Origin of the sequence: Brevundimonas sp., assembly GCF_036677305.1 — a bacterium.
Lineage (GTDB): Bacteria > Pseudomonadota > Alphaproteobacteria > Caulobacterales > Caulobacteraceae > Brevundimonas.
In genome coordinates, this window is record NZ_JAKFEB010000107.1 from 1 (window position 1) to 7,581 (window position 7,581).

The following is a 7,581-nucleotide window of genomic DNA, read 5'->3' on the forward strand; positions in this document are numbered from 1 at the left end:
GCCGAGGCCGCCCGCGCCGAAGCCGCCAAGCTGACGGCCGCCGCGCCTGCCGCTCCGGCCAAGAGCGCTCCGGCCGCCGCCGCTCCGACTCCGGCTCCTGCCGCGCCCGTCGCACCGGCCCCGGCTCCGGTCGAGGCCGCCGCGCCGACTCCGGCTCCGCCCGCCCCGGCCCGTCCCGCTCCGCCCGCCCGCCCGGTCGTCAACTTCGGCCAGCGCGTGCCCAAGGCCCCGAACCCCTCGCGCGCCCCGGCCGGTCCCGCCTTCGGCGGCCGTTCGGCCCGTGAAGAAGCCATGGGCGGCGGTGAACGCGCCTATTCGGATAGACCTGCCCCGGCCCGTCCCGCCGGCGGTCGTCCGGCCGAGCCCGTCCGCTATTCGGCCCTGACCCCGCGCCCGGCGCCCGGCGCCGCCCGTCCGGGCGGTCCGCGCACCGGCCCCGGCGGCCGTCCCGCCCCCAACGCCCCGCCCGCGACGCCGGAAGTGGCGCGTCCCAGCCGTGCGCCCGGCGGCGGCTTCGCCCGTCCGGTCAAGCCCGAGGACGATCGCGACAAGCGTTTCTCGGACGCCGGCAAGGCCGTCAGCCGCACCCGCGGCGAACCCAAGCGCCGCGAAGGCCGCCTGACCATCCAGTCGGTCGCCGGCGACGGCGACACCGCCGAGCGGATGCGCTCGCTGGCCTCGGTCCGCCGCGCCCGCGAACGCGAGAAGGAAAAGCGCAAGGGCGGCTCGACCGACGCGCCGAACCGTCCGCGCGAAGTCGTCATTCCCGACGTCATCACCGTGCAGGAGCTGTCCAACCGGATGGCCGTCCGCGGCGTCGACATCATCAAATTCCTGATGAAGCAGGGTCTGATGATGAAGATCAACGACGTCATCGACACCGACACGGCCGAGCTGGTCGCCGACGAATTCGGCATGGCCGTACGCCGCGTTTCGGAGTCCGACATCGAGACCGGCTTCCTGTCCGACGCGATCGACGACGAGGCGACCACGCCGCGCGCACCGGTCGTGGCCATCATGGGCCACGTCGACCACGGCAAGACTTCGCTGCTTGACGCCCTGCGCACCACCGACGTGGCGGCGGGCGAGGCCGGCGGCATCACCCAGCACATCGGCGCCTATCAGGTGAAGATGGCCGACGGTCAGGCCGTGACCTTCCTCGACACACCGGGCCACGCGGCGTTCAGCGCCATGCGGACGCGCGGCGCCCACGTCACCGACATCGTCATTCTGGTGGTGGCAGCCGACGACGGGGTGATGCCGCAGACGATCGAAAGCATCCAGCACGCCAAGGCGGCCGGCGCTCCGATCATCGTGGCGGTCAACAAGATCGACAAGCCCGACGCCGATCCGCAGAAGGTCGTCAACGAACTGCTGCAATACGAAATCATCGGCGAGGCCCTGGGCGGCGACACCCAGATCGTCGAGGTGTCGGCCAAGGCGCGCACCAATCTGGACGGCCTGCTCGAGGCCATCCTGCTGCAGGCCGAAGTCATGGACCTGAAGGCGGATCCCGAGCGGTCGGCCGAAGGCGTCGTGATCGAAGCCAAGCTGGACAAGGGCCGCGGCCCCGTCGCCACCGTGCTGGTCAAGCGCGGCACCCTGAAGCGCGGCGACATCGTCGTGGCCGGCTCGGCATGGGGCAAGGTTCGCGCCCTGCTGAACGAACGCAATGAGCAACTCACCGAGGCCGGTCCTTCGGTCCCGGTCGAGATCCTCGGCCTCGACGAGGCCCCGAGCCCGGGCGAACCTCTGGCCGTCGTGGAATCGGAAGCCCGCGCCCGCGAGCTGACCGAATACCGCGCTCGCGTGAAGCGTGAGAAGGCGACGGGCGGCATCAACCAGGTCTCGCTGGTCGACATGATGTCGAAGCTGCAGTCCAAGAAGGTCTCGGAACTGCCGGTTCTCATCAAGGCCGACGTGCAGGGTTCGGCCGAAGCCATCGTCGGCTCGCTCGAGAAGATGGGCAACGAGGAGGTCCGCGCGCGCACCGTCTATTCGGGCGCCGGCGGCATCACCGAGAGCGACGTCCAGCTGGCCAAGTCGGCCGGCGCGCCGATCCTGGGCTTCAATGTCCGCGCCTCGAAACAGGCCCGCGACCTGGCCGAGCGCGAAGGCGTCGAGATCCGCTACTACGCGATCATCTACGACCTGCTGGACGACATGAAGGGCGTGCTGTCCGGCATGCTGGCTCCGCTGCAACGGGAAACCTTCCTGGGCAACGCGGCCGTGCTGCAGGTCTTCGACATCTCCAAGACCGGCAAGATCGCCGGTTGCCGGGTGTCCGAGGGCGTGGTCCGCAAGGGCGCCAAGGTCCGGATCATCCGCGACGACGTCGTGGTTCTGGAACTGGGCACCCTCACGACGCTCAAGCGCTTCAAGGACGAGGTCAACGAGGTCCCGTCGGGCCAGGAGTGCGGCATGCATTTCCAGGGCTTCCAGGACATCAAGGCCGGCGACTACATCGAGTGCTTCACGGTCGAAGAGATCAAGCGCACGCTGGACTAGTCCAGACCGCAACGATGGAACCAAAGGAAAGGCGGTGCGCAAGCGCCGCCTTTTCGCCTTACGGGTCGGAGATCAAGCCGCATGCGCCGTTTCCTGATCGCCGTCCTGACCCTGTCCGCTATCGCCGGCCCCGCCTCGGCCGAGACGCGGTATCTCGCCTACAACGCCTCCGACCGGGTCACCCAGGCCCTGACGCGCGGCATCACGCTCGAGGCCGAGCGCGGCCTGTTCGGCGCGATCAGCGTGCGGCGGATCATCTCCACCTCGAACCGCGGCCAGGCCGATATCCGGCGCGGCGGCCCGGATGAGGTGCGGCGCGTTCTGCCCGCGGGCTCCAGGGAGACGGCCGTCTATTCCATCACGCCGGAAGGCGGCGGCCGGGCGCTGGGCCGGGCTCTGTGCCCCGGTTCGGACGAGGCCTGGCTGGTGCTGGGCCGCGTGCGGCTGGCGCGGCCGCTGACGGCGCAGGCGGTCGGGCGCTGGGCCGATGGAACCTACCGTCACTGCGTCCAGCTGTCCTACGACTGGCGCGGCGAGTGGGCCTTCCCGCCTGCCGGCGGCGCCTCGGACGACGCCAACGCGCCTGTCGCGCGATAGGCGTTCACCTCGACGCAGAGCCTCGCTAAGGTTGCGGCGATGCCCGCCGCCGTAGCGCCCCGACAGACCGGACTGAAGCGCCTCGCCGCGGCGCTGGCCTTCCTGTGCCTGGTGCTGTTCCTGCTGGCCATCGAGAACAAATACGCGATCGAGGCCTGGCGGGGGTTGAGCGATGAGGTCGCCCCGGCGGCGGGACGCGTCGCCGATTGGGCGGCGCGGCTGCCATCGGGCGCCGCTGACGGCCTGTCCGGCCTGAAGACCGCCGTCGCCGCCGACCCCGGGCCCGTGGCGGCTGACCCGGCTGACGCGATCCTGGCGGGTGAGTTCGGTCCCGCCGACGACGTCACCCGCGCGGTCACCGGCGCCGTCGCCTTTTTGGGAGCCGACCTTCGGTTCGAGAGCGGCGAGGTGCTGCACACCCGACCCCTTCGCATCGCCGCGGGGCGCGAAGCCTTTGTCGCGGGCCGTACGTTTGCGGAGCAATGGAATGCGCCCGCCGACGCGCAGATCGAACTGCGCCGCGTCATGCCGGGAGCAGCGGGCCGGACCGTCGCGCCGTCCGCGCCCTGCGGCGCCGCGAGCCCCGGGGCCGTCGCCCTGCTGCACCGACAGGACCGGGTGGATATGATGGTGTTCCGCGCCGGCGCCGTTGTCGGACCGGATGCGCCGCGGACGGCCCTGTGCGGGCTCTGGAGTTTCCGTCGCCGATGAAACAGCGCCGTCACTCCTGGGGCCTGAAGCGGTTTGTCATCGTCGCCGTGATCGCAGCTCTCGCCGCGGCGTGGACCTGGACGGCGCCGGGCGATCCGACGCTCTGGCCGGCCAGGGACGGCGAGGCGGGGGTCGAGGTGCATCTGCTGGACAACGGCTTCCATACCGATCTGGCAGTGCCCCGCCGGGCGCTCGAGGGGCGGCCCGGGCCCTTGGCGGACGCCGTGCGCGGACTCGCGCCGGGAGACTGGATCCTGATCGGCTGGGGCGACGCCAAATTCTATGTCGACCAGACCCCGATGGAGAGCCGTCTGCCGGACGGGCTGCGCGCCTTCTTCAGGCCGGGCAACGCCTCGGTGATCATGCTGGATCCGGCGCAGCGTGATCCCCGCGCGGCCTTCGCGCCCGAAAGCCGCCGCGCCTTCCGGCTTTCGGCGGCGGGCTTCGACGCCATGGCGGATCATATCCAGAGCTCGCTCGCGCTGACGGACGGCCGCCCCCGGATCGCGGCGGCGCGCGCGGGCGACGACGCGCGCTTCTTCGCCAGCCGAGAGCATTTCTCGATCGGCCATCTGTGCAACCACTGGAGCGCGGGTGTTCTGAACGCGGCGGGTCTGCCCGTCCGCCCCATCCGGTCGATCACCTCGGCGGAGGTCATGGCCACCGTCGACCGCGCCGAATTGGACAGCCGGGCCTCACGGGACTAGACCCCGCGCTCATTAATTCGCCGCGTTCGAGAGGCTCCGCCTTTCCGATCCGACGCGGCATCGCTTTTTCAGGCCGGGTCCGATCCCCGACAGGCGACGAGGACAGAGCATGAGCAACCGCAAACCGAAGAAGCCCGCCGCCAAGGCCGGAACCGTCAGCCAGCGCCAGCTGCGCGCCTCCGAAATGATCCGCCACGCCCTGGTCGAGGTCATGCGCGAGAACGAGATCCGCGACCCGGCCCTGGTCGGGGTGTCGGTGACCGTCACCGAGGTGCGCCTGTCGCCCGACCTGAAGCACGCCACCTGTTTCGTCGAGCCGCTGGGCGCGGGCGTCGAGACGGCGCCGGTCGCGGGCCATATCGACGAGATCGTCAAGGCGCTGAACGTCCACGCCAAATTCCTGCGCGGGGCGCTGGGGCGGCATATCGACATGCGGTTCACGCCCGACCTGCGCTTCCGCCACGACGAGAGCTTCGCGGCGGCCGAGCGGCTGAACCGTCTGCTGGACGATCCCCGGGTGCGCGCCGACGTCTATGTGTCGCCGTTCGAGGATGACGACGCGGAAGACAACGACGGGCAGGGCTAGTGGGCCGCCGCAAGAAGGGCGCGGTCGTCAACGGCTGGGTGTGTCTGGACAAGCCGTACGGCATGGGGTCGACCGACGCCGTGTCCAAGGTCCGCCGGCTGTTCGACGCCCAGAAGGCCGGCCACGCCGGGACGCTGGACCCGCTGGCCAGCGGCATCCTGCCCATCGCCCTAGGCGAGGCGACCAAGACCGTGCCCTTCATGATGGAGGCGCAGAAGGTCTATCGCTTCACCATCAACTGGGGCGTCACGACCGACAGTCTGGACCGCGAGGGCGAGATCACCGCCCGGTCGGATGTGCGTCCCGATGTGGAGGCCGTACGCGCCGCCCTGCCGGCCTTCGTCGGCGAGATCGATCAGGTCCCGCCGCAGTTCAGCGCCATCAAGGTGGACGGCCAGCGGGCCTATGACCTCGCCCGGGACGGGGCCGAGTTCGAACTGGCCAGCCGCCGGGTGACGATCCATGAGGCCGCCGTCACCGACGCCCCCGACGCCGACCATGTCGAGATCACCATGCGGACCGGCAAGGGCGTCTATGTCCGGTCGCTGGCCCGCGATCTGGCGATCATGCTGGGCGCCGAGGGGCATGTTTCGGCCCTGCGCCGCGAGCGGGTCGGGCCGTTCTCGACGGAAAACGCCGTATCACTGGATTTCCTGACCGATCTGGTGCATAGGGACGCCGCCTCGGAAGGCTTGCTTCCCGTTGCGACCGCCCTGGACGACATCCCGGAGCTGGCCGTGACGGATCAAGACGCCTTCTCGCTTCGTCAGGGACGACCGATCGTTCTGCTCCCCCGACAGGTCGAAACGCTCAAAAGCCGCCTCCGGGATGGCTCCAGAACCGTTTCAGCCTTTCACGGACAGACCCTCGTCGCTCTCGGTCAGTTGCGGGCCGGCCGGCTAGAACCCGACCGCGTTTTTAACCTCCAATAGGAGTCTCCCGATGTCGATTACTGCTGAACGCAAGAACGAAGTCATCGCCGACAACGCCCGCTCCGCCGGCGACACCGGCTCGGCCGAGGTCCAGGTCGCGATCCTTTCGGAACGCATCGCCAACCTCACCGAACACTTCAAGACCCACAAGAAGGACAACCACTCGCGCCGCGGCCTGCTCAAGATGGTCTCGCAGCGTCGTCGCCTTCTTGACCACCTGTCCAAGGTCGATCGCGAGCGCTACGCCGCCCTGATCGGCAAGCTGAACCTGCGCCGCTAAGGCGAGGGGGACGAGCGGAAGAGTTTTTCGAGGCGCGGGCCATGTCCGCGCCTCGTTCCGCATCCAGAACGACCCGCGCGCCCCGGGACCCCAGGGCGCATGACGCGAGGGCCATACCGGTCCTCTTCTCCCGGGCGGTTCGCGATGGCGCGGACGCCCATGGACCGAAGGACTGAACGCCCGACGCTCCACCCACTGATGGGACCCCGCGCGGAATCCGCCCGCGGGATATGAAAGACGAACATGTTCGATATCAAACGCAAGACGATCGACTGGGCCGGCCGCCCGCTGACGCTGGAAACGGGCCGCATCGCCCGTCAGGCCGACGGCGCCGTCCTGGCCACCTACGGCGAGACCGTCGTCCTCGCCACCGTCGTCTACGGTCGCGCGCCCAAGCCGGGCCTGGATTTCTTCCCGCTGACCGTCAACTACCAGGAAAAGACCTTCGCCGCCGGCAAGATCCCGGGCGGCTATTTCAAGCGTGAAGGCCGTCCGACCGAGAAGGAAACCCTCGTCAGCCGCCTGATCGACCGCCCGATCCGCCCGCTGTTCGTCAAGGGCTTCAAGAACGAGACCCAGGTCGTCATCACCGTGCTGCAGCACGACATGGAGAACGACCCGGACGTCGTCGGCATGGTCGCCGCCTCGGCCGCCCTGACCATCTCGGGCGTGCCCTTCATGGGCCCGATCGGCGCCGCGCGCGTCGGCTACATCGACGGCGAGTTCGTGCTGAACCCGACGCTGGACCAGCTGCCCGACTCGCAGCTGGACCTGGTCGTCGCCGGCACCCAGGACGCCCTGATGATGGTCGAATCCGAAGCCAAGGAGCTGTCGGAAGAGATCATGCTGAACGCCCTGATGTTCGCGCACCGCGGCATGCAGCCGGTGATCGAGGCCATCATCGAAATGGCCGAGCACGCCGCCAAGGAGCCCTTCGACTTCCAGCCCGACGACGTGTCGGACATCGTCACCTCGATCCAGTCGCTGGTCGGCGAGGACATCAAGGCCGCCTACACCCACGCCGGCAAGTACGAGCGCCGCACGGGCGTCGACGTGGCCAAGAAGAAGGCCGCCGAGAAGCTGGTGAAGACCGACGAGAACCCGGACGGCGTCGACAGCGCCAAGTTCGGCGTCGCCTTCAAGGAATGCGAAGCCCACGTCCTGCGTCGCGACATCATCGACAACGGCCACCGCGTCGACGGCCGCGCCCTGGACAAGGTCCGCGACATCGTCTCGGAAGTCGGCGTCTTCCCGCGCACC

The 7,581-nt window shown here is 69.5% G+C and carries 7 protein-coding genes and 1 pseudogene; all 8 read left to right on the forward strand.

Annotation, left to right across the window (positions count from 1 at the left end; genetic code table 11):
• Nucleotides 1-2,508 (forward strand): translation initiation factor IF-2 (gene infB, locus V6M42_RS06400; RefSeq protein ID WP_332677903.1); only part of this gene is annotated, 2,508 nt, incomplete at its 5' end.
• A gap of 81 nt (nucleotides 2,509-2,589) precedes the next feature.
• Nucleotides 2,590-3,105, forward strand: a complete 516-nt coding sequence (locus V6M42_RS06405; RefSeq protein ID WP_332659088.1) for a hypothetical protein — start codon at nucleotides 2,590-2,592, stop codon at nucleotides 3,103-3,105.
• Nucleotides 3,106-3,144: 39 nt separating this feature from the next.
• A complete protein-coding gene (locus tag V6M42_RS06410; RefSeq protein WP_332677904.1) occupies nucleotides 3,145-3,816 on the forward strand; it encodes a hypothetical protein in 672 nt (223 codons plus the stop codon).
• On the forward strand, nucleotides 3,813-4,523 hold the full coding sequence (locus V6M42_RS06415) for a DUF2459 domain-containing protein (protein ID WP_332677905.1): 711 nt from the start codon (nucleotides 3,813-3,815) through the stop codon (nucleotides 4,521-4,523). Before V6M42_RS06410 ends, V6M42_RS06415 begins: the two co-directional genes overlap by 4 nt.
• A 109-nt stretch (nucleotides 4,524-4,632) precedes the next feature.
• Nucleotides 4,633-5,109, forward strand: coding sequence for a 30S ribosome-binding factor RbfA (rbfA, locus tag V6M42_RS06420; protein ID WP_332659092.1), 477 nt, complete (start codon nucleotides 4,633-4,635; stop codon nucleotides 5,107-5,109).
• Nucleotides 5,109-6,041 carry a tRNA pseudouridine(55) synthase TruB gene (gene truB / locus V6M42_RS06425; protein ID WP_332677906.1) on the forward strand — a complete coding sequence of 311 codons (933 nt, stop codon included), beginning with the start codon at nucleotides 5,109-5,111 and terminating at the stop codon, nucleotides 6,039-6,041. Before rbfA ends, truB begins: the two co-directional genes overlap by 1 nt.
• Nucleotides 6,042-6,051: 10 nt before the next feature.
• Nucleotides 6,052-6,321 carry a 30S ribosomal protein S15 gene (gene rpsO / locus V6M42_RS06430; RefSeq protein WP_332640574.1) on the forward strand — a complete coding sequence of 90 codons (270 nt, stop codon included), beginning with the start codon at nucleotides 6,052-6,054 and terminating at the stop codon, nucleotides 6,319-6,321.
• A 243-nt stretch (nucleotides 6,322-6,564) separates the two neighbouring features.
• Nucleotides 6,565-7,581 (forward strand): annotated as a pseudogene (locus tag V6M42_RS06435) (polyribonucleotide nucleotidyltransferase); the annotation flags it as partial.